Source organism: Mesorhizobium sp. ES1-1 (assembly GCF_020164785.1).
Lineage (GTDB): Bacteria > Pseudomonadota > Alphaproteobacteria > Rhizobiales > Rhizobiaceae > Mesorhizobium.
The window spans coordinates 227,552-248,287 of sequence record NZ_JAIUGX010000002.1 but is presented as its reverse complement, the minus strand read 5'-3'; the positions used below and the strand labels follow the sequence as shown (position 1 = coordinate 248,287).

The 20,736-nt window shown below is 62.0% G+C and carries 22 protein-coding genes; 5 read left to right on the top strand and 17 right to left on the bottom strand.

The window, feature by feature from the left end:
* Positions 1-18: 18 nt before the first annotated feature.
* From LB513_RS03910 to LB513_RS03875, 8 genes are all read right to left on the bottom strand, one after another.
* On the bottom strand, positions 19-1,482 hold the full coding sequence (locus LB513_RS03910) for a RimK family protein (protein ID WP_224662155.1): 1,464 nt from the start codon (positions 1,480-1,482) through the stop codon (positions 19-21).
* Entirely contained in the window at positions 1,479-2,585 is a 1,107-nt protein-coding gene (locus LB513_RS03905; protein WP_224662154.1) for a peptidase C39 family protein, read from the bottom strand. The genes LB513_RS03910 and LB513_RS03905 overlap by 4 nt, the downstream gene beginning before the upstream one ends.
* 202 nt (positions 2,586-2,787) lie before the next feature.
* Positions 2,788-3,579 (bottom strand): anti-sigma factor family protein, encoded by a 792-nt coding sequence (locus LB513_RS03900; RefSeq protein WP_224662153.1) that lies wholly within the window; start codon positions 3,577-3,579, stop codon positions 2,788-2,790.
* The gene (locus tag LB513_RS03895) at positions 3,576-4,094 is read right to left on the bottom strand and encodes an RNA polymerase sigma factor (RefSeq protein WP_224662152.1); all 519 of its coding nucleotides are present in this window, start codon (positions 4,092-4,094) and stop codon (positions 3,576-3,578) included. The genes LB513_RS03900 and LB513_RS03895 overlap by 4 nt, the downstream gene beginning before the upstream one ends.
* A gap of 168 nt (positions 4,095-4,262) precedes the next feature.
* Entirely contained in the window at positions 4,263-7,004 is a 2,742-nt protein-coding gene (locus LB513_RS03890) for a DUF2339 domain-containing protein (RefSeq protein ID WP_224662151.1), read from the bottom strand.
* Between the two features lie 114 nt (positions 7,005-7,118).
* On the bottom strand, positions 7,119-7,880 hold the full coding sequence (gene recO, locus LB513_RS03885; protein ID WP_224662150.1) for a DNA repair protein RecO: 762 nt from the start codon (positions 7,878-7,880) through the stop codon (positions 7,119-7,121).
* Between the two features lie 134 nt (positions 7,881-8,014).
* A complete protein-coding gene (locus LB513_RS03880; protein ID WP_224662149.1) occupies positions 8,015-9,181 on the bottom strand; it encodes a porin in 1,167 nt (388 codons plus the stop codon).
* A gap of 331 nt (positions 9,182-9,512) precedes the next feature.
* Positions 9,513-9,713, bottom strand: coding sequence for a hypothetical protein (locus LB513_RS03875; RefSeq protein ID WP_224662148.1), 201 nt, complete (start codon positions 9,711-9,713; stop codon positions 9,513-9,515).
* Between the two features lie 2 nt (positions 9,714-9,715).
* Here LB513_RS03875 and LB513_RS03870 point away from each other — a divergent pair, with 2 nt between their 5' ends.
* The 3 genes from LB513_RS03870 to LB513_RS03860 are packed head-to-tail and all read left to right on the top strand — an operon-like array spanning position 9,716 to position 12,158.
* Positions 9,716-10,555: a DUF1295 domain-containing protein gene (locus tag LB513_RS03870; RefSeq protein ID WP_224662147.1), complete on the top strand. Its 840-nt coding sequence runs from the start codon at positions 9,716-9,718 to the stop codon at positions 10,553-10,555.
* Positions 10,552-11,592, top strand: a complete 1,041-nt coding sequence (locus LB513_RS03865) for an SAM-dependent methyltransferase (protein ID WP_224662146.1) — start codon at positions 10,552-10,554, stop codon at positions 11,590-11,592. The genes LB513_RS03870 and LB513_RS03865 overlap by 4 nt, the downstream gene beginning before the upstream one ends.
* Positions 11,589-12,158 (top strand): hypothetical protein, encoded by a 570-nt coding sequence (locus LB513_RS03860; protein ID WP_224662145.1) that lies wholly within the window; start codon positions 11,589-11,591, stop codon positions 12,156-12,158. The genes LB513_RS03865 and LB513_RS03860 overlap by 4 nt, the downstream gene beginning before the upstream one ends.
* Here the strand turns inward: LB513_RS03860 and LB513_RS03855 are convergent.
* A complete protein-coding gene (locus tag LB513_RS03855; protein ID WP_224662144.1) occupies positions 12,153-12,560 on the bottom strand; it encodes a DUF2177 family protein in 408 nt (135 codons plus the stop codon). The genes LB513_RS03860 and LB513_RS03855 overlap by 6 nt on opposite strands.
* 186 nt (positions 12,561-12,746) lie before the next feature.
* On the opposite strand from LB513_RS03855, the gene LB513_RS03850 reads away from it, so the two are divergent.
* Positions 12,747-13,127, top strand: a complete 381-nt coding sequence (locus LB513_RS03850) for a DUF2147 domain-containing protein (protein ID WP_224662143.1) — start codon at positions 12,747-12,749, stop codon at positions 13,125-13,127.
* 72 nt (positions 13,128-13,199) lie between these two features.
* Here the strand turns inward: LB513_RS03850 and era are convergent, their stop codons facing one another.
* The 5 genes from era to LB513_RS03825 all read right to left on the bottom strand — a co-directional run bounded on the left by era (position 13,200) and on the right by LB513_RS03825 (position 16,676).
* Complete coding sequence (gene era, locus LB513_RS03845) at positions 13,200-14,126, bottom strand: GTPase Era (protein WP_224662142.1); 927 nt, start codon at positions 14,124-14,126, stop codon at positions 13,200-13,202.
* Entirely contained in the window at positions 14,123-14,839 is a 717-nt protein-coding gene (gene rnc, locus LB513_RS03840; protein WP_224662141.1) for a ribonuclease III, read from the bottom strand. Before rnc ends, era begins: the two co-directional genes overlap by 4 nt.
* Complete coding sequence (lepB, locus tag LB513_RS03835) at positions 14,839-15,588, bottom strand: signal peptidase I (protein WP_224662140.1); 750 nt, start codon at positions 15,586-15,588, stop codon at positions 14,839-14,841. Before lepB ends, rnc begins: the two co-directional genes overlap by 1 nt.
* Positions 15,589-15,666: 78 nt before the next feature.
* Positions 15,667-16,080 (bottom strand): holo-ACP synthase, encoded by a 414-nt coding sequence (gene acpS, locus LB513_RS03830; protein WP_224662139.1) that lies wholly within the window; start codon positions 16,078-16,080, stop codon positions 15,667-15,669.
* A complete protein-coding gene (locus tag LB513_RS03825) occupies positions 16,077-16,676 on the bottom strand; it encodes a DUF2062 domain-containing protein (RefSeq protein ID WP_224662138.1) in 600 nt (199 codons plus the stop codon). The genes acpS and LB513_RS03825 overlap by 4 nt, the downstream gene beginning before the upstream one ends.
* A gap of 259 nt (positions 16,677-16,935) precedes the next feature.
* Between LB513_RS03825 and LB513_RS03820 the strand changes: the two genes are divergently transcribed.
* Positions 16,936-17,442, top strand: a complete 507-nt coding sequence (locus LB513_RS03820; RefSeq protein ID WP_224662137.1) for a GNAT family N-acetyltransferase — start codon at positions 16,936-16,938, stop codon at positions 17,440-17,442.
* Here LB513_RS03820 and LB513_RS03815 read toward each other — a convergent pair.
* The 3 genes from LB513_RS03815 to LB513_RS03805 are packed head-to-tail and all read right to left on the bottom strand — an operon-like array spanning position 17,423 to position 20,694.
* Complete coding sequence (locus LB513_RS03815; protein ID WP_224662136.1) at positions 17,423-17,803, bottom strand: VOC family protein; 381 nt, start codon at positions 17,801-17,803, stop codon at positions 17,423-17,425. The genes LB513_RS03820 and LB513_RS03815 overlap by 20 nt on opposite strands.
* A 55-nt stretch (positions 17,804-17,858) precedes the next feature.
* The gene (gene pyrE / locus LB513_RS03810) at positions 17,859-18,437 is read right to left on the bottom strand and encodes an orotate phosphoribosyltransferase (RefSeq protein ID WP_224662135.1); all 579 of its coding nucleotides are present in this window, start codon (positions 18,435-18,437) and stop codon (positions 17,859-17,861) included.
* 28 nt (positions 18,438-18,465) lie between these two features.
* Entirely contained in the window at positions 18,466-20,694 is a 2,229-nt protein-coding gene (locus LB513_RS03805; protein WP_224662134.1) for a RelA/SpoT family protein, read from the bottom strand.
* Between the last annotated feature and the right edge of the window lie 42 nt (positions 20,695-20,736).

Below are 20,736 nucleotides of genomic sequence, written 5' to 3'. Positions count from 1 at the left end.
GCGCCCTTGTAGACCAAGTTACCGCCCAGGGCGGTCGAGCCGCTCTAGGAACCATTGGGTCAGCCGTACCCAGACTTCATCCTTTTCGCCGGAATCCTCCCAGCCATGGTCAAGGTTCGGGTTGTCGTTGACCTCGATGACGAAGACGCCGTCCTTGGTCTCCTTGAGGTCGACACCGTAAAGACCATCACCGATGCAGCGCGCCGCCTTGACCGCCGTCTCAACGACATGCGCAGGCGTCTCCTTCAGCGTGAACGTCTTGATGCCGCCCTGGTCCGGCTTGCCGCTGGCCTTGTGGTTGACGATCTGCCAGTGCTTCTTGGCCATTAGATAGTGGACAGCGAATAGCGGTTGGCCGCCGAGCACGCCGACGCGCCAATCATATTCTGTGGGAATGAACTTCTGTGCGATCAGAAGGTCGGAATCCTCCAGCCATTCGGTGGCGAGCGTCTTCAACTCCTCGAAGTCGGCGCATTTCTTGACGCCGCGCGAGAATGACGAATCCGGGATCTTCAGCACCAGCGGGAAGCCCAGCGTCTGCGCCGCCAGTTCGAGGTCTGAGGTGCCAGCGATCATTACCGTCGGCGGCACCGGCACCTTGTTGTAGGCCATCAGCTCGTTGAGATAGACCTTGTTGGTACAGCGGATCATCGACAGCGGGTCGTCGATGACCGGCATGCCTTCCTGCTGGGCGCGGCGGGCGAACCGATAGGTGTGGTTCGAGATCGATGTGGTCTCACGGATGAACAGCGCGTCGTAATTGGCCAGCTTGGCGAGGTCCCGCTTGGTGATCGGCTCGATTTCGACGCCCATCTTCTCGGCGATCTTGGCCCAGTAGCGCAGCGACGAAATCTCCGAGGGCGGCAGTTCCTCGTGCGGATCGACCAGGGTTGCGAAGGTGTAGCGCGCCGGTGTGCGGCCTTTCGTGTCGCGCCATTCGCGGTTCGTGTAGGTCTCCAGGCACTGGATGAAGCTCTTCTCTTCGTCGTCGGTCATCCGCGCCAGCGGGTGAAAGCCGATCTTGCGGATCGAGGCCCATTCGTCGCTGTCTCTGATGTGGACTTCGAGTGCGGGTGCCCGGAACCAGTCAAACAACAGCTTGGCGAAACGATCCCAGATCTTGGAGGGGCCAATGCCGAAGAAGACGCAGACCTTTGCCGGAAAAACGCCGCCGAGATCCTTTCGGCATTTGTTGAGTGCCAGCTCCAGCTCCGGCAACGCATGCTCGTAGAGCTTGCGTTCGGACAGGTCGATCATCGTCTCGACCGTCGGGATCACCTTGTGGCCGCGCGAGCTTGCCAGGAGCGAGGCATAGTAGCCACGGCTCTGGTAGGCGTAATTGTTCGACAGGTTTATGACTTTCGGCCGCTGGCCGCGAAACAGCGAGGGATGTGCCAGATAATCGCGATTGGTGATGATCTTGTGCGGTGTCGCCACCTGGTCGAGATCGCTCTGCCTGCCGGTAAGGATGACCCAGGTCATTGTCTTTCGCGCTTTCCCAGAGTGATGGCGGCGCGCAGTCCGTCGCGGCCGAACTGCGCCATGTTCATGAAGATGTCGTAGGGCACGGGAATGTTGGCGGCATCAAGGATGGTCTCCTGCCTTTCGTCCTCCACCCATGGGTCATGGATCAGGATGTGATCGCCGTCGTCGCCTATGGCAAGCACCCAATGCGGCACCTTCTTGCCGAACATCAGAAAGCCGCTGATCAGCACCAGAACCAGTTTGCCCCCGGCTATGGCATTGCGGATGTCATCGATTGTGAACGGACGGTAAATCACTGGAATACCGTATTGTTCCGCGCGGCGTCGAAAGTCGACCTGCGCCAGTTCCATCACTCGGCGCTTGTCCCCGCTGCGGACCGATTGCAGGAACAGCGCTCCGTAAAAGGAGACGTGGATCTCCGCCGAAAGTCCGCCTTCATATCCCGAAACGGCAAGTCCGAACGGCTCGCAGCCGCCGGGCCCGGACATCATGAAGACGGTCGTCGCCTCGCGCCAGAGGCGGATCTCCATCACCGGATCCGGCACGAAGGTGCGGTCGAAATTGGCCATGGCCATCATCAGGCAGCATGGGCCGCAGGTGAACTCGCATGTCTGCTGGTAGAACGGTACCTCGGTAGCGACGGGCACGTCGCCGCGCAGGGTCTTTTCGTACCGAAGCGCTGTCTCGCCGTCCTCGTAATAGCCGTCCTCACGGCCGATCTTGCGATAACCCGCCTGCTCATAAATGCCGATGGCGCGGTCATTGTCCTCGCGCACTTCAAGACGGAGCATCATGCGGCCATGTCCGAAGGCGGCATCCTCGGCCGAGGCCAGTAGCATGCGGCCCACGCCGAGACCGCCGAAAAAGGGCCCGGTGGCAATAGAATAAAGGCGCGCCACGCCACTGCCCTTGCGAAACAGCACGATCGCATAGCCAGCCACGCGGCCACCGACTTCGGCCACCAGCGTCTCGGCCGTCTCGCGCTCGATGAACAGGCGGAAGGAGCGGCGGGAAATCCGGTCGCTTGAAAAAACAGCTTTCTCTATGGCGGCGAGATCATCGACGTCAGACGCGCGGGCCGTGCGAATCTCGGCAGGCATGCGACTTGAGAAAACCTCGATTGGGTTGCGGAAACGGCCCGGTCAAAAGCGTCGCAACACTGGGCGAAATTCCAACATTCCTCAAGCGCTATCGCACCTTGATTAGGGCCGAATTGTGACAGTTCGAGCCGCACAGGAAGCCCGCGAGCATTGGGCGGACACGAAGCATTAGAAAGAGAAGGCGGGCCAAATTACGGGCGATTCATGTAGCGAGGCCGGCCAAAAGCTGGTCGTAGGCGCTCCTTGCCACGACGGCCAGTTGCCCTTGGGGCAGCGAGCCGACGACGGCGCATCCATAGCCCTTGTCCAGCCAGTAGACGGCCTGTGGGCCGCTCTGCTCCGACGCATAGGTACCCTTGGCATTCTCGGTTGATTCCGCCGTGACGAAGAGGGATATGCGCTCGCCCTTGTCATCTTCGTAAAGCAGCATCGCGGCCTTGCCCTCGCCAGCCGGCAGCAAACGTCCGCCGATCAACTGGAAACCGTTGGCGCTCAAGTCCGGCGCCACCAGCTTCAGGCCCACCCGGTTGGACAGCCAGGTCTGCAGGTGATCCTTATCGCTCGCCGGCACTTCCACCGCGTGCCGCTTCTCGGCGGCGAAAATGACATGGGCGGCTATCGCCTGCTCGGCCAGTTGATCCTCGGCCGGATCCTCCCGGAGAATACCGTCCATGCCGGCAAGATAGCCTCCGAGCCCGCCCGCGACCAAAAGCGCGGCCGCGGCCGCGCCGAGCCACCAGCGCGAGGGTGGAGCCGACTTCTTGGCAGGTGCCTCGCCGAGAACCACGTTCCGCAACCGCGCAGGCACCGCCTCATCCAGAACGCTGGCGAAGGCGGCGCGCATTGCCGCCCGGTCGGCCGTGAAGCGACTGCTCCTGGCCTTCATCTCGGGATTGGCGTCGAGCCAGGCATCATAGGCGGCGCGCTCCTCGGCAGGCAATTCCCCGTCGAGCGCCATGTGGATGTCACGTTCGGAAAATTCTCGGCGGATCATTGCTCGACGATCCTTATCGCGCGGCGGCGCGCGGTGTCATCCAGCAAGCCGCGCAGTTCCTCGCGCCCGCGCGCAATGCGTGACATCAACGTGCCTGCCGGCACGCCAAGTATGTTGGCGGCTTCGGCGTAGGAAAACCCTTCGATGGCAACCATGACGAGGGCCGCGCGGCGGTCGGGGTTGATCGCCTGCAGCGCGTCGATGATCTCGCGCGACGCGATGGTCTCCACCTGATCGGCGGGTTGGGCAACCGCCTCGCCGGCCTCAAGCGGCAGCATCGCCGCCTCGCCGCGACGGTTCACCTTGCGCATCTGGTCGATGAACAAATGATGCATGATCGTGAACAGCCACCTCCTGGGGCTTTCTCCCGTCTGCCAGTTTTCGAGCCGCGAAAGTGCCCGCTCGAGGCAGTCCTGAACAAGGTCGTCGGCGGCATCGCGGTCGCGCAGGAGCGAGCGTGCGTAGCGTCGCAGGCGCGGTATTTCACCAAGGAGTGCTGCCTTCTTGTCGTCCATGACCGCTGGTTCTGAGAACGCCCTTGTGAATCCCGATTGAACGCGCCTTCGCGGCGCGGCGCAAGCGACCAGCGCGAAGCGGTCCGCGCTCCGATCACCCGAGCAATGACACAACGACACGGGATGCCGGTTTATTCCCGGCCGGTTGAAAGTCTGGTTCTTGTTGCTTCATCCGTCGGCCTTCGCCGCCCTGGTCAAGAGCCGTTGATAGAACAGGCCGATGCCGATCAGGACCGCGCCGAGGCCGATGAAGGAGAGCGCTCTGAGCACGCCTTCAAGCTCCGACATGTCGAAGAGGAAGACTTTCAATACGGCAATCGCGATCAAGGCTGCGGACGCCACGCGCAACACCTGCGACTTCAGCCAGACGCCGGCGGTCAGCAATGCCACGCCTATGACCAGCCAGAGCGCCGAATATGTGTAGGTTTCCAATTGGCCAAGGCCGCTCCACAGGCCGATGAACTCGCCCTTGAACAGACGCCTCACCGAGAGCGTTGCGTAGGCGAAGGCCAGGAGTGCCGCCACCAGGGCAAGCATTGCCGAATACCATCGCGGGCGCTTGCCCCTGCTATAGAGCGCCAAACCGCCGGCGGCGACAGCTGGCAACAAATAGGCGAGGAACAATAGGTTGAACACCGCGATGCCGCCGGTCGATTCGTCGGTGAACAAGGGGTTCAGGACCAGGAAATGCTGGACGACGATGAACGCGGCCGAGACGACGCCTGCCGCCATCGAACCCTGGCGCAGCACCGCGCTTGGCGAGCGCATGTCGATGGCGACCAGGATCGCGCCGGCGCCGATGGCGATCAGCGTGTAGATCGCCTGTTCGGCAAGCGTCACCGCGCCGGTGCTGATCACCCCGCCATGCATGGCGTGGCGCACGAGCATTGCGACGGTCAGAAGCGCGAACAGCGCCGTCGCTGCCTCTATGGCGAGACGCGGCCGACCGTTGGTGGTGCGCGCCAGCTGCCAGGCTGACACGCCGAACGCCAGCGCCGGTATGCCGTAGCCGGCCAGCAACCAGTTGAATACCGGCGTCCTCGACAGGAATTCGGCACCGACGATGGTCGGATCGAAGGCGACGCGGGCAAGCACCGCGATAACCGCGCCGACCGAGATCCAGCCGAGGACGGGATAGGACCGCCAGCGCGTCGCGAGCGCCGGAACGATGGCAGCAGCACCCAGCAGGATCGTTGTCCAGCCCGAATTGAAAGCCATGTGAAGCATCGCCAGCCCGGCTATCGCCGAGCCGCACAAGGCAAACGACACGGCCAGGCCGCCCTTTAGCGGAGGCTCTTCGGCGCGTGCAATCCATTCGCCGCCGGCGGCGAACGCCACGACCAGCAGTGCCGCGACCACGGCGTAGACGAAATCGCGGTCGAGATTGCCAAAGGCAGACCAGAGCGCAAGCAGGATGACCAGCGGTACGATGACGCCCCAGGCCGCCCATGACGCGGCGCGGACCCGTGCCGTCGCGGACCGCCGCGCGGCCCAGAAGCCCGCACCGATGAAGACCAGGCCAAGCGCGATGCCGATGCGCAATGTCAGGCTGCCTAGCGCAGCAACGGGCGAGCCGTCGGCGCCCATGGCGCCGATGGAAAAGTCGGAAACCATGGTCGTCGGCGGAATGATGCCGATATAAATCATGGCCGTGACGGTCCCGGCCGCATAAAGCAACGGCAACGCCAATGGGCGATAGAGCGCCACGGCGACCATCGCGGCGAGAACCATCGCTCCCGGCAAGGCATAGCCGGCGGCGGCGAAAGCAGGATCAACCGACAGACCCAGAGCGGAAAACGCGACGAACAGGCCTGGCACAATCGTCGGCCAGTCGAAATCGCGGGGCGGTCCGGCTGCATCACCACGGCCGCCTAGCCAGACAAGGGCCAGAACGCCCAGCGTGGCGGCGTCGATGAACAGGATGGCGGAGAGGTTCGCGCCCGGCGCGTCGACCATGTAGAGGATGGTCCAAATGCCGGTGCCGGCGAAGGCCGCCGCCATCAGCAATTTCCAGTCGCGCATTCGGGCGATGGCAGCGCTGGCGACAAGCACGATTGCCAGATAGCCGAACAGCGCCCATGGATTGGGGGCGCGCGAGGCGATCAGCATCGGCGTCATCATTGCGCCGACGAGACCGATACCGGCCAACGCCTGGCCGTGGACAAGGGCGGCCGCGATCGTCGCCAAGCCGATGGCGCCCAACAACGTGAAGGCCAGCGCCGGGCCGATGAAGCCGTAAACGCCATGTGCGGCGTAGACCGTGCCGAACAGGATGAAAGCGCCAGCCGATGTCAGGATCGCGGGGATATAGGCCCCGGCGGCACCTTTCACCGGCACCTTGAAGCCGGTGCGGCGAATGGCTTCGCCGCCGGCGATCAGGATCATACCGAGTATCGCCGCCATGGTCAGCCGAACGCCCGGCCCAAAAATGCCGGCCTCGATCGTGTAACGGACCAGGAACAGTCCGCCCAGCGCCAGTGCGATTCCGCCAACCCAGACGGCCCAGCGCGTGCCGAGCGCCGTTTCAACTTCGGATTGGCCGGCCGCTTTCGGCCTGGCCGGCTCAGCGGGCTTTGCAGCCTTCGGAGTCCCCTCGCCTGGCGCCCATGGCCCGGACACGACCTCACCGGCCTGGCTTTCCGCCTTGGGAGCGCTTGCCTGCACCACAGCCGGATCACTGACCACCGGCGATGCGGCATCGGTCGCCGCGACAAGCGTCGGAGCAGCGACCGCCGGCTGATCTTCGACCGCCTTCTGTTCGGATGGCTTGGCCACCGGCGGCACGCCTGAAAGGACGAGGCTGCGCAACGCGCCAAGTTCTCGCTCGACCAGGCCGAGACGGCTCTGCAGGCGCGAAATGATGACGAACAAAGCGATGATGGCGACAAGGCCGATCAGGCTTTCAAACATGGCGGTTCCCCCAAACCAGGCCAGTTCTCACTGACGTTTCGTGTCACTGACACTCAAATGCGGCGGCCGAACGGCCGGAAACATGCGCAATACTACCCTATGGTTCAACGGCGCTCATGCTGCGCTCTCCCCCGCAATCGCCTTGCCGCGCGCATGGTGCTTGCGCAGTGCCGCAAGAAAGCCGGTGCGGGCATCCGGTTGCTCGATGCCGCGCGGCTCGTAGACATGACGATTGAAGAAGAAACCGGTCAGCCGGAAGGCCTCGTCGACCGCTGCCTGATCCGCGCGCAAGCCGGAGCCGCGCTGCAGGAAGGCCGGCAGCGCCAGCATTTTGTCGCGCCATGGCGCGCCGGCTTCGCGCGATACGGCGCGTCCCGACTTTGGCGAGACATAGGCAAGGTCTTGTTGCGTGCCTGTAGCGGCGCACCGGCTGAGATCGAGGCCAAAGCCGAGTTCATCGAGAACAAGAAGCTCGAAACGCGCCACCAGCTCGCCGGCTGCGTCGGCGTCGTCGAGATGAACGATCATCACGGCAAGCGTTTCGAAGAGGCCTTCATGAGCGTCGCGCTCGGGCAACAGGCGCAGATGGGCCGCCATGGTCTGGAGCCCGTAGACGGCGACGGCGCTGTCCATCAGCCGCGCGGCATTCATCTCGATCGCCTCGGCCTGGAATGTGCCGAGATGTTCGTCGAGCCGCGCCCGCCACAACAAGTCGACGCGATTGCCGGGCTGAAGGACGGGCTGCTGCTTGCGCGAGCGGCCTCCGCGCACGAGGCCGAGATGACGACCATGCGCGCGTGTCATCACCTCGAGAATGGCGCTGGTTTCGCCATGCTTTCGGGTGCCGAGAATGATTCCCTCGTCGCGCCATTCCATCGCCGGAGCTTTTCACCGGTTGGGTGGCGAAATCAAGGTTTGCGATCAAGCTCCGTCCATCCAGGACAGGAACAACGCGCAACCAAGCCGCTCGCAACGAGACGTTGCGGGCGGCTTGATCAGGTCAATCGATCCTAGAACGAGCGCTGGAAGCGAACGATGCCGCCAATACCGTCCTTCTTGTCGGCCTTAGACCAGTTGCCGTAGATCGACTGATTGCCATGGTTGCCGTAGTGGTCCCAGTCGACTTCGGTCGTGATCGTGAAGCCCGGCACGATCGTGTAGGCCACGTTCGCCGCGAGGGCGATGTTCTTGTCGTCGTCGGCCGAAGCCTGGAGGTTGAACAAGGTCTTGTCGTTGAACTTGTAGGTACCACCGCCCCAGACGGCCCAGTTGCCGCCCCAAGGCTTGTACTGAGTGCGGCCGTTCTTGGCAAAGACGTCGCTGTTGTCGGTGGTGCCATAGCCGCCCATGATGAACAGCGAGAATTCCTTGCTGACATTGACGTCGAGGCGAGCCTTGCCGGCCACTTCTTCGTAGTTGCTGTCATAGGCGACAACGCCCGTGATCGCCCCCCAGTCGCCCTTGTACTTCACGCCGCCGACGACGTGCGGAACATAGCTGTCGATCGTGTCATCGATACCCGTGGCATTCGCGCCTTCTTCGAGCGAAACGACGCCCGTGAAGCCGTTGCCAGCGTCGAAATAATACTGGAGGACGTTGGTGTCCTTGACGCCATAGGGAATGATCGTGTCCTGGATGACGTTGCCAGCATAACCGATGAACTGGTCGTATGCCGTTTCGTCCTTGCCGACGCGCAGGCCACCAAGCTGGATCCAGGCGAAATTAAGGGTAGTGCCCTTGTTGACGGCCTGCCAATCGTTGGCGCTACCAGCGTTCTGATTGGTATAGTCACCCGACTTGTTACCGAACTGGAAGCGGGTTTCGGTAAAGGTTTTCAGCGTGCCGAGCTCGGTTTCCTGGCCGGTATAAGTCCTCAGCGTGAAACGCGTGTTCTTGTACCGGGTGTCGTTGCTTTCGCCATCCTGGCGATCTGGAACGTTGTTCACGCCATCCAGCGTGCCGGAATCGCCTACGCCCATGTCATAGCGGAGATAACCGCCGATGCGCAGGCAGGTCTCGGTGCCTGGGATGTAGAAGTAGCCGGCGCCGTAGACGTCGCAAATCTTGACGTATTCGGCCGGTTCCGGTTCGGCGACGACGACAGCGTCCGCTGCGCGCGCGCCTGATACCGCGATCAGTGCCGCGGCTGAGCCGAGAAGGAGGCTCTTGATGTTCATTTTATGACCTCTCCAGTCAAAGTTAAAAGGCTTCGGATCTGTGGCTGGCGGATATGTTTCCCGCCTCACCCCCAACGAAAAAGGCCCGCACCGCGCCCCCTTTTCGCGGCGAACATACCCATCAACCCTCCGCCTTCAATGACGATTCCAGAAATAATCCTGCTTTTCTCTACAGATTAATGTTGTGTTGCACAAATAACACTAAACGTACCACTAGATGGCACAAATGGTACATCGTTATATATTCAATATAGAGCTTTATATTTCGACGGCTCACTATCTGCTTTTTGCTCAGTTTTTATGTATGCACTAAAGAAAGGGGGATTTCCTGCTATTTATCGCCAAGAAATACCATTTCCTCGCTCGTCTGATATCCATTGAAATCATCAGCATGCCGGTCGTCCTCCCAGTAGGGACCGGAAGCGAGCATCGACCACCGGTCGGAAGGCTTCTTTGCCAACGCGTCCGAAACTTGTCGCAGCGCCTTCGCGTATTGGATTGTGACAGCAGCCAACCCTTGCAGACGGATCATCCGTGACGCTTCCCGCCCTTCTTGTCGCAGTAGCCATCGCCTTGTCGCTCGTGATGGCGGGAGCCTGGCTGATCGCGCTTCGCTCGGGGCAGTCGGGTTGGGTCGATGCGATCTGGTCTTTCGCGACCGGAGGCGCGGGCGTCGCCATGGCGCTCGCCCCCGTGGGCGGTTGGCATCAGCCCACTTCCAGACAACTCATCGTGGCGGCGCTTGCCGCGCTCTGGGCGCTGCGCCTGGGCTCGCATATCGTCGGGCGTACGATCAAGGGCGGCGATGATCCGCGCTATGCGCAGTTGCGGCGGGACTGGGGAGCGGACTTCGGCGGGCGGCTGTTCTGGTTCCTGCAAATCCAGGCAGCATCCGCTCTGTTGCTGGCACTGACCATCGCGATAGCCGCTCACAATCCAGCGCCTCGCCTTCGCCCAGGGGACGTGTTGGGCATGGCCATCCTGGCTGTCGCAATCGGCGGCGAAGCGATAGCAGATCACCAGTTGACGCGCTTTCGGGCTGATAAAGCCAGCAAGGGCCGGATTTGCGATATCGGCCTATGGGGATATTCGCGCCACCCAAACTATTTCTTCGAATGGCTCGGCTGGCTTGCCTATGCGGCAATCGCCATCGACCTGACGGGCGCCTATCCCTGGGGTTGGATCGCGCTTTGCGGCCCGGCCTTCATGTACTGGCTGCTGGTGCATGTGTCGGGCATCCCACCGCTGGAAGCGCATATGCTGCGGTCCCGTGGTGACGCCTTTCGCGAGTACCAGCGTCGCGTCAATGCCTTCTGGCCGGGTCCGCAGACGCGGCCGTCATCCATCAAGACACCGGGGAACTCAAGCCGATGAACCTGATCGCGTCCGCCATCAACACGGTCGAGCGTGCTCCCCTTCCCGATCCGGTTACGCGCTACGGCATCCGGTTCCTGGTGGGCCGTACACGCCGTCGATTGTCCGCTGGCTCGATGGCCACGGAGGCGGATTTCGCGCGCGAGATGGCGCGGCGTCCGATCGCAATGCATGTCGAGTCCGCAAACGAGCAGCATTACGAACTGCCTCCGGCCTTTTTCAGCCTGGTGCTTGGACCGCGCCGTAAATATTCGAGCTGTCTCTATGACAAGGGCGCCGAGACGCTGGAGCAGGCGGAGTTGCGTGCCTTGGAAAAAACGGTTGCCCATGCCGACCTGGCCGATGGCCAACAGATTCTCGAACTCGGTTGCGGCTGGGGATCGCTGACCCTTTACATGGCCGAGCGCTTCCCAAAGGCGCAAATCGTCGCCGTCTCCAACTCCGCGCCACAACGCCACCACATCGAAGAACAGGCCAGGATGCGCGGGCTCGACAATGTCCGCATCGTCACAGCCGACATGAACGATTTCAGCCCGGAAGGTGTTTTCGACCGGGTGGTGTCGGTTGAGATGTTCGAACATATGTCGAATTGGAGGGCATTGCTCGAGCGTATAAGCGGCTGGCTGGCGCCCGACGGCAGGCTGTTCCTGCACGTCTTCACCCACAGGCTGGGCTGCTACCGTTTCGACCACGCCGACAAGAGCGACTGGATCGCCAATCATTTCTTCACCGGCGGCGTCATGCCGAGCCATGGCCTGATCCGCTGTTTCGCGGACATCTTCGAGGTCGAGCAGGAGTGGCGTTGGAACGGCAAGCACTATCAGAGAACAGCGGAGGACTGGCTGGCCAATTTCGATGCAAACCAGCCGGAGATCGATCGGATCCTGCTTGCGGTCTATGGCGCCGACGCCGGATTGTGGCGGCGGCGCTGGCGGCTGTTTTTCCTGGCCACTGCAGGCCTGTTCGGCCATGCCGATGGCGAGGAATGGGGCGTTAGCCACTACCGCCTGCAGCCTGCCAAAGGCAAACAGCGTTGAACATTTCGTCGCTTTGGCAATCGATCAAGACTTATGCGGCGCATCCCGACCCTTTGGTGGCGACCGCCAACACGATCGCCCTGGTGGTCGTCTCCAACCAGCCCTTCTACCCTCTTTATCTTTATTGGCTTGTGGGACCGGATGTGGCGCCATCCTACTGGCTGTTCCTGTCGACACCCTTTTTCGCCTTGGTGCCGGCGATTTCTCGATTGAACACCGTCGCCGGCCGTCTCCTTCTGCCGCTCGCCGGCATCGCTAACACAATGCTCAGCGCCAAGGTTTTCGGGGTCGCGTCGGGCGTAGAGATGTTCCTCATCCCATGCGTGCTGATCGGGTTCGTCGTCTTCAGGCCAAGCGAGCGGATTATTGGCCTTGCCATCGCCGGGCTCGCGTTTCTCATATTCACCATGCTGCACAGGGCTTATGGGCAGCCGGTTCATCTCTACACGGCCGAAGAATATGCCAACTTCATCAAACTCAACGCAACCAGCGTCGGCACGTTGACGGCATTCGTCGGGATGCTGGCCGCGGGGCTGATCGACCAGCGCGGCAGGACATCGTCATAGCCGGGAAAAGTGGCGAGCTATGATGAAGCCCAACGTGGCGGACGTGGCCGTCAGCACCGTTCCCCAGCACAGATCGGCGAGAGTGATCTGAACCGGCCAGTTCTTCAGGGTCGCCTGGTTGGTGAGATCGTAAGTTGCGTAGGCGACAAAGCCGAGAAGCGCGCCGTTCAAAGCCGCCGTCGTCGTACTGCCATTGGTCAGGGCCGGCTGGATGGCGAAATAGACGATGCCGCCGATATAGACGACATAAAAGACGATAGCTGGCGCGACGTTGAAGCCGTCGGCCAGCATGTCGCCGAGCAGCGGCCTGTAGAGCCTGCTTGCGGTCAAAGTCAACCATACGGAATCGATGCCGAGAAAGACCAGTGCTGTCGCCAGATAGGCAATCACGTATGTTTTCAACAAATCTCTCTCCTGTGCCGGCGCCCGCCTCTGCGTCACAGAAACGGTCGATGAGGCAATACAGTTTCGCGGCAGATGCGTCCGCCCTTCCCGGCAATCTACAGAACCACTGAAATTCGAGCTTTCTGCGAAACTCCCGCCCGAGGAACCGCGTATTTCCGCTGGTAGCAGGGTGACGAGGTGGACATGAAAATCAGCAAAATCGCCGTGGGGTTGGGCATATTCTGGATGGCTGGAGCCGCCATTGCCGCATCGAGCCCCGACCCAAGCGGCATCTGGATGCGTGGCGACGGCAATGCCAAGGTGCGCATCGCTCCATGCGGCGCCGACATCTGTGCCACCAATCTTTGGATCAAGGATAGCGGCCGCGGCGAGAATGTCGGCGACAAGCTCGTCATGACCGTGAAGCCGAAGTCGGCCGATACGCTGAGCGGCAAGGCGTTCGATCCGAAACGCAAGCTCACCTATTCCATACAGGTGAAGGTCGGTAAGGCCAGCCTGGTAACCCGGGGCTGCGTCGTTGGTGGACTGGTCTGCAAGAATGTGAACTGGTCGCGCGCCGATTGAGGAATCGCGACTTTGCCGCCTGGCCTGACGCGCAGCGTCTATCCGGCGAGCGACCTGCTGGGTCCCGCGAGGCTACCGCGGGAACTCCAACCCCATCTCACGATAACGCTCGGGGTCGTCGCCCCAGTTTTCGCGGACTTTGACGAATAAGAACAGGTGGACCTTCTGCTCGAGGATGCCTGAAATCTCCATGCGCGCCGCTTGGCCGATGGCGCGAATGGTTTCGCCCTTGTGACCGAGGACGATCTTCTTCTGGCTGTCGCGCTCGACAAAGATGGTCTGGTCGATGCGAACCGAGCCATCCGGTTTCTCTTCCCATTTCTCGGTCTCGATATGGGAGGAGTATGGCAATTCCTGGTGCAGGCGCAGATAGAGCTTCTCGCGGGTGATCTCGGCCGCCAGCTGGCGCATCGGCAAGTCGGAGATCTGATCTTCCGGATAGTACCAGGGACCAGCCGGCAGCGCTTCAGCGAGGTAATCGAGCAGATCCTTGCAGCCTGAACCGGTCAGGGCCGATATCATGAAGGTACGCTTGAACGCCACCCTTTCGTTGGCCGTCGCCGACAAGGCCAGCAGCGCCTCGTGCTTGACGCGATCGACCTTATTGAGGATCAGCACCATCGGCTGGCGGACGTCCTTCAACCGCTCGAGAATGGCGTCGGCGTCACCCCGGATGCCGCGCTCGGCGTCGATCAGCAGCAGGACGATATCGGCATCCTTGGCGCCTCCCCAGGCGGTGGTCACCATCGCCGTGTCCAGCCGCCGCTTGGGCTTGAAGATGCCCGGCGTGTCAACGAAGACGATCTGCGCGTTGGCATGCGTGGCGATGCCGCGCACGATGGCGCGGGTGGTCTGGACCTTATGGGTGACGATCGAGACTTTGGCGCCGACAAGCTGGTTGACCAAAGTGGATTTGCCGGCATTGGGCGCGCCGATCAGCGCAACGAAGCCCGAGCGCGTCGCGGCGGCTTCAGGCGCCGGCTCTTCGGTGGCGATCATGCCGCGCTCCCTTCATTGGCCCAGACGCCCTCGCGCAACAGAAACGCCGAGGCCGCCGCTTCTTCGGCGGCCCGGCGCGAACCGCCGGTGCCTTTTGTTGGTTCAAAGCCTTCGACCTGCACCGAGACCGTGAAGACGGGCTGGTGATCAGGCCCCTCACGTTGTTCGATAACATATTCCGGCCTGGCATCGCCGGTCTTGGCGATCCACTCCTGCAGTTCCGACTTGGGATTGCGCGGCTTGACCACGACCATGCGCGCGCGCGGCTCCCAGTAGCGGAGAATAAACCGCCTTGCCGGCTCGATGCCGCCGTCGACATAGATGGCGGCGATCAGTGCCTCCACCGCATCGGCCAGATAGCTGCCGCCGGAGCCCCGCGAGCGGGCCTTCAGCGCGGCATCGGCGCGCACCAGGTTCTCCAGGTTCATCAGCAGGCCGATCTCCGAACAGGTCTTGGAATCGACCAATGCGTTGAAGCGCGGTGCGATCTCACCTTCCGAAGCGTCGGGGAATTTCTGGAACAGCATATCGGCTACGACCAGGCCGAGCACGCGGTCGCCGAGAAATTCAAGACGCTCGTTGTTGGTCGCCGCCTTGACGGCGCTGGAATGAGTGAGCGCCGTCTCCAGAAGCCGCCTGTCTTTGAAGACGTAGCCTGTGCTGGCCAGTACCGCTTCGGCCAATGCTTCCCCGGTGGGCCGTTTCAAAGCCATCAATTGACGAAGTGGAACAGGCGCGAGGCGCGCATCAGCGTCGGCCATTTCCAGAACTCGAGTGGGCTCGCCTTGCCGGCGATGGAGAAGAACACAAGATTGGCACGACCAACCAGGTTTTCCGCCGGGACGTAGCCGACGGTAAACCGGCTGTCGGCGGAATTGTCGCGGTTGTCGCCCATCATGAAATAATGGCCCGGCGGAACATCGAATTCGCGCGTGTTGTCGCCGATCGAGTTCGAATCCAGGTCAAGCGTGTCGTAGCTGACGCCGTTGGGCAAGGTTTCCCGGTATACATCGATTGGCCGCGACACTTCGGTGATATCGGGATTGTCGATCTGGCCGGTCTTCACCCGGGGCACGCCGACGCCGTTGATGAACAACTGGCCATCCTTGACCTGGATCTTGTCGCCGGGCAGGCCGACGACGCGCTTGATGTAGTCGACGGACGGATCGGGCGGGAACTTGAACACGGCAACGTCGCCGCGCTTCGGCTCTGAACCCCAGATGCGGCCAGAGAAAATGTCAGGGCCGAAAGGAAGCGAATAACGCGAATAACCGTAGGACCATTTGGTGACGAACAGATAGTCGCCTTCCAGAAGAGTCGGGCGCATCGACCCCGAGGGGATCGAGAAGGGCTGGAACAGCAGCGTGCGGATGACCAGGGCAAGCAGGAGCGCCTGGACGATGACGCTGACGGTTTCGCCAAGCCCGCCAGACTTCTTCTCGGATTTTTCAGCCACGCTCATGTCGTCCTCGATTGTGCGTTGGATGGTATAGAGTCTCGGCGCGCGCTGGGCAACGTCAATGCCGGTCGTCAGATGCAATCAATGTGGCGCTTGTTCGACCGGTAACGCCTCAATAATCACAAAGGCTTGAGCAAGCGGGAAATCATCCGTGATGGTGAGATGGATTGCTGCGCGATGGCCCTGTGGAAGGATTGTTTCGAGCCGCGCCAGCGCACCGCCTGTCAGCGCCATGGTCGGCGCGCCGCTCGGCAGGTTGACCACTCCCATGTCACGCCAGAACACGCCCTGGGCAAGACCGGTGCCTAGCGCCTTGGCGCAAGCCTCTTTGGCGGCGAAGCGTTTGGCATAAGAGGCGGCGCGCGTCCCACGGTTCTCGGAGCGTGCCTGCTCGACATCGGTGTAAATTCTCTTGATGAAGCGCTCGCCATGTCGTTCCAGCGACTTTTCGATGCGCCTGATATCGATCAGATCACTGCCGATGCCGATGATCATTGCGCGGTGGAACCGATGTTCCCGCCCGTCGCGGTGGACTGATTGTGACGGCTTGCGCGCTCGGCAAGGCGCTTGCGCCGTTGCTCGCGGAAACTGGTCATGCCCCAACGCGTAATGCCGTAGAATACCAGACCGAAGAAAAGCCCAAGCGGCACTGCGCCGATGATCATCGGCTTTAACACAGGCTCCCACAATTGGGCGAAGGACAGATGTTCCATCATGGCGCCGAGATGAGCAGGCGGGCCGTGCGCAGGCAGCCGGTCATGCAAGATCAGCTTGCCTGTTTCCCAAGAGGCGCCCCATAGAAGCGGGAACGTCAGCGGATTGCCGAACAAAACCGCGCCGAGCGCCGCGGCGACCAGGTTGCCGGCGATCAGCCAGCACAGGACGGCGGCGATGGCAAAGTGAAAACCGACGGGAAAGAACGAGGCGAAGACGCCGGCAGCCACACCTGCCGCGACCGCGTGCGGCGTTGCGTTGAGGCGCAAGATGCGCTTGGAGAAATACTGCAGCGAACGCGAAAACGAGCGGCGCGGCCAAAGATAGGTGCGCACCCGCTCCAGAATGCTATCAGGCTTGCGGCGTCGAAAAAGCACTCTGTTCCAATTCCCGGTTCATCAACGCCTGGACTTGCAACCAACCTGACCGGGCGCGACACATTATCCTGCGCTTCGTGGGGTCGGAAAGGCAACAACGACTTTGATATAGCGATTGCCCTGTCGCAGAACAACGAACCTTACCGCGATGGTCTGCCGCAGGCGTGTAACAAGGCCTGAGGCTGGTGCGAAAGCCCAGGGCATACCGAGAGCCAACACCATGACCACGATCCGACTTGCCCGTGAAGATGACGCCGAAGTGCTGCCGGATATCGAACAGTCGGCGGGAGAGGCATTCCGGACAGTGCCGGAGCTAGCCTGGCTCGCCGACGAGGGGAATGTCAGCGTGGAACGGCATCGGATCTTGATCAGGCGCGGGGCATGTCTTGTCGCGGCCGATAATCAGGACCGCCCGGTAGGCCTGCTCAGCGCCACGGTCGAAGGGGACGTGCTACATATCTGGGAGCTGGATGTCCGCCTTGAGCTGCAAGGCATGGGCATAGGTCGCTCCCTTCTCGAAAGGGCGGTCGAAAACGCCAGGCAACTCGGCGTTGCAGCAATCACGCTGACCACGTTTCGTGACGTCGCCTGGAATGCTCCGTTCTACCGCAGATTTGGATTTCGCATTCTGGAGGGCGCGGGCGTTGATGAAAGGCTGACCGGGCTGCTGCTCGCCGAGGCCAGGCACGGCATGCCGGCAGAACGGCGTTGCGCGATGCGGCTCGATCTTGGCCCGGCAGCCGGAGCTACTCAAGATATTCGCTGACCTCGACGAGATTGCCGTCCGGGTCGCGGAAATAGACTGACAGCATCCGCCCGCGCGCGCCGGTGCGCTCGACGGGGCCGACCTCGACAACAACGCCGTTGGCATCGAGACTGTGCCGGATTTCCGCGAGCGGCACTGCAGCGACAAGACAGAAATCACCGGATCCAGGCATCGGCGTCTTCGCCTTCGGCTCGAAGGTGCGGCCGACTTCATGAAGGTTGATCTTCTGCGTCCCAAAAAGCAGCGCCGTGGGCCGATGCGGTTCGTCCAGCCGCCGCAGGCCAAGCACGCGTTCATAGAACGCGCAGGTGTCGTCAACGGATCGAACTGTCAGCACGAAATGATCGATGCCGGCGATCATGTTGCACTTCCCCTCTCGCCTGCCCGAGCCGGCCCAAACTGGGGCTCCTCGACGCCTAGATGTTGCGGCTTCCGGGCTTAACGGCGGGGATGGCGGCCAGTTCCGGCGGGAGGTTGTCCGGCGAGTAAGCCGGGACCTCGTACTCTGCGAGCGCAATCAGCGGCACGCCGACATCGGTCTTGCCCGCGGAACGGTCGATGATGCAGGCGGCGGCGACCACTTCGGCGCCAAGCTGGCGCAGGCAGTCGATGGTCTCGCGGATCGACAAGCCAGTGGTGACGATATCCTCGACGATGACCAGGCGCGAGCCCTTCGCGATCTCGAAACGGCGCAGACGGAACTCACCCCCTTCCCGCTCGACCCAGATGGCTGGCACACCAAGATGGCGCGAGGTCTCGTAAGCCGGGATGAGACCACCGACCGCCGGACCGACAACATAGTCGATCGGCCCCGGAACGGCCGCGCGGATCTTCTCGGCCAACGCCTTGCACAGAAGCTCGGTCTTGTCGGCATGCATGAACACGCGTGCCTTCTGCAGGAAGATCGGGCTTCTAAGCCCGGACGTCAGGATAAAATGGCCTTCGAGAACAGCGCCCGCGTCGCGGAAAACGCCAAGCACGTCATCGGTATTCATGCGCCTATCCTCAATCAAATCCGGCGTGTCAGCCATTGACACGCCTCGCGTCGCTGACGCTCGAATTGTCCTTGAGCTGCGACAGAAGCCGGTTGAGATGCTTCAGATCCCAGACTTCGAGATCGATCAGCATTTCGGTGAAGTCAGGCGCCGTGCGCACCATCGACAGCGTGTGGATGTTGGCGTCGTTCGAAGCCACGACCTGCGCGATATCGGCAAGCGAGCCCGGTGCGTTGATGGCGGTCACGGAGACGCGGGCCGGAAAGCGCTCCTTGGTGCGCTCGTCGATGTCCCAGCGGACATCGATCCAGCGTTCGGGCTGGTCGTCGAAGGCCTGCAAAGCCGGCGACTGGATCGGGTAGATGGTGATGCCGGTACCCGGCTGGACGATGCCGACTATGCGGTCGCCGGGAACAGCCCCTTCCGGAGCGAAACGCACCGGCAGGTCACCGCGGACACCACGGATCGGCACCGCATCATCGCGCGGCTGATCCTTGTCCTTGCGCGCCGCGCGGCCCGGTATCTGGAACAGCATGCCGGCGGCATTGCGGATCTTCGACCAGCCCTCCTCACGCTGCTTGGGGGCAGCGGTGGTGACGCGCTCGTCCTTGTAGTCCGGGAATACCGCTTTCATCACATCGGTCGAGGCCAGTTCGCCACGGCCGACCGAGGCTAGCACATCCTCGATGTCCTTGCGCGCCAGCCGATGCAGGACCTGCTTGAGGCTCTCCTTGGTGAAGGTCTTGCCGGCGCGTTCGAAGGCGCGCTCGAGGATGCGGATGCCGAGGCCCGAATACTGCTTGCGGATGGCGTTCTTCGTTGCGCGTCGGATGGCCGAGCGCGCCTTACCGGTGACGACGACCGATTCCCACGCGGCCGGCGGCACCTGAGCCTTGGAGCGGATGATCTCGACCTCGTCGCCGTTCTTCAGTTCGGTCATCAGGGGCATGATGCGGCCGTTGACCTTGGCGCCGACGCAGGTATCGCCGACATCAGTGTGCACAGCATAGGCGAAATCGATTGGCGTGGCGCCTCGCGGCAGCGCGATCAGCATGCCCTTCGGCGTGAAACAGAACACCTGGTCCTGGAACAGTTCGAGCTTGGTGTTTTCGAGGAAATCCTCGGGATTGTCGCCCTCGGCGAGCTGCTCGATGGTGCGCCGCAGCCATGCATAGGCGTTGGTCTCCTTCGAGATGGCATGAGCGGGGCCAGTCCCCTTGCCGCCTGTATCCTTGTAGATCGAATGGGCCGCCACACCATATTCGGCGATCTTGTTCATCTGCGACGTGCGTATCTGCAGTTCGACACGCTGACGGGAGGGCCCGACGATCGTGGTATGGATCGAGCGGTAGTCGTTCTGCTTCGGCGTCGAGATGTAGTCCTTGAAGCGGCCTGGTACCATTGACCAGGCGGTGTGGATGGCGCCAAGCGCGCGATAGCAGTCCTCGACGCTGTCGACCACGACGCGGAAGCCGAAAATGTCCGACAGCTGCTCGAAGGATAGCGCCTTGGCCTCCATCTTGCGAAACACCGACCACGGCTTCTTCTGTCGGCTCTTCACGCTTGCCTTGATCGCGTGTTTCTCGAACAACGCCGACAGCGCTTTCTCGATCTCCGACAGCACATCCTTGTTGCGCTCGAATATCTCGGCGAGCCGGGCGGTGACCGCGCGATAGGCTTCCGGGTTGATGTAGCGGAAGGCGATCTCCTCCAGTTCCTCGCGCATGCCTTGCATGCCCATGCGACCGGCCAGCGGCGCATAGATGTCCATCGTCTCCTCGGCAATGCGCAGGCGCTTGGCCTCCGGCATGTGGTCGAGGGTTCGCATGTTGTGCAGGCGATCGGCGAGCTTGACCAGGAGCACGCGAACGTCCTCGGAGATCGCCAGCAGGAGCTTGCGAAGATTCTCGGCCTGCTCGGCCTTCTTGGATACGAGATCGAGCTTTTTGAGCTTGGTCAGGCCTTCGACCAGCTTGCCCATTTCGGGGCCGAACAACTCATCGATCTCGGCCCGCGTCGCCGTGGTGTCCTCGATCGTGTCGTGCAGCAGGGCAACGGCGATCGTTGCCTCATCCATATGCATTTCGGTGAGGATGGCGGCGACTTCGAGCGGATGCGAGAAATAAGGATCCCCGGAAGCGCGCTTCTGGTGGCCATGCTTCTGCATGGCGTAGACATAGGCCTTGTTCAGCAACGCCTCATTGACGTCAGGCTTGTAGCGCTGGACGCGCTCGACAAGCTCATACTGACGCATCATGGGCGGGATCTCGCGGCGGTGAAATGAATCATGCGCCGCACT

Bases quoted from the DNA above. Each gene is read 5' to 3' on its own strand.
- LB513_RS03910 (WP_224662155.1), bottom strand. From the start codon at position 1,482: ATGACCTGGGTCATCCTTACCGGCAGGCAGAGCGATCTCGACCAGGTG.
- era (WP_224662142.1), bottom strand. From the start codon at position 14,126: ATGATCGCCACCGAAGAGCCGGCGCCTGAAGCCGCCGCGACGCGCTCG.
- LB513_RS03865 (WP_224662146.1), top strand. From the start codon at position 10,552: ATGAACCTGATCGCGTCCGCCATCAACACGGTCGAGCGTGCTCCCCTT.
- LB513_RS03815 (WP_224662136.1), bottom strand. From the start codon at position 17,803: ATGATCGCCGGCATCGATCATTTCGTGCTGACAGTTCGATCCGTTGAC.
- lepB (WP_224662140.1), bottom strand. From the start codon at position 15,588: ATGAGCGTGGCTGAAAAATCCGAGAAGAAGTCTGGCGGGCTTGGCGAA.
- LB513_RS03850 (WP_224662143.1), top strand. From the start codon at position 12,747: ATGAAAATCAGCAAAATCGCCGTGGGGTTGGGCATATTCTGGATGGCT.
- LB513_RS03875 (WP_224662148.1), bottom strand. From the start codon at position 9,713: ATGATCCGTCTGCAAGGGTTGGCTGCTGTCACAATCCAATACGCGAAG.
- LB513_RS03805 (WP_224662134.1), bottom strand. From the start codon at position 20,694: ATGATGCGTCAGTATGAGCTTGTCGAGCGCGTCCAGCGCTACAAGCCT.
- rnc (WP_224662141.1), bottom strand. From the start codon at position 14,839: ATGGCTTTGAAACGGCCCACCGGGGAAGCATTGGCCGAAGCGGTACTG.
- LB513_RS03905 (WP_224662154.1), bottom strand. From the start codon at position 2,585: ATGCCTGCCGAGATTCGCACGGCCCGCGCGTCTGACGTCGATGATCTC.
- pyrE (WP_224662135.1), bottom strand. From the start codon at position 18,437: ATGAATACCGATGACGTGCTTGGCGTTTTCCGCGACGCGGGCGCTGTT.
- LB513_RS03895 (WP_224662152.1), bottom strand. From the start codon at position 4,094: ATGGACGACAAGAAGGCAGCACTCCTTGGTGAAATACCGCGCCTGCGA.
- recO (WP_224662150.1), bottom strand. From the start codon at position 7,880: ATGGAATGGCGCGACGAGGGAATCATTCTCGGCACCCGAAAGCATGGC.
- LB513_RS03880 (WP_224662149.1), bottom strand. From the start codon at position 9,181: ATGAACATCAAGAGCCTCCTTCTCGGCTCAGCCGCGGCACTGATCGCG.
- LB513_RS03900 (WP_224662153.1), bottom strand. From the start codon at position 3,579: ATGATCCGCCGAGAATTTTCCGAACGTGACATCCACATGGCGCTCGAC.
- LB513_RS03890 (WP_224662151.1), bottom strand. From the start codon at position 7,004: ATGTTTGAAAGCCTGATCGGCCTTGTCGCCATCATCGCTTTGTTCGTC.
- acpS (WP_224662139.1), bottom strand. From the start codon at position 16,080: ATGATCATCGGCATCGGCAGTGATCTGATCGATATCAGGCGCATCGAA.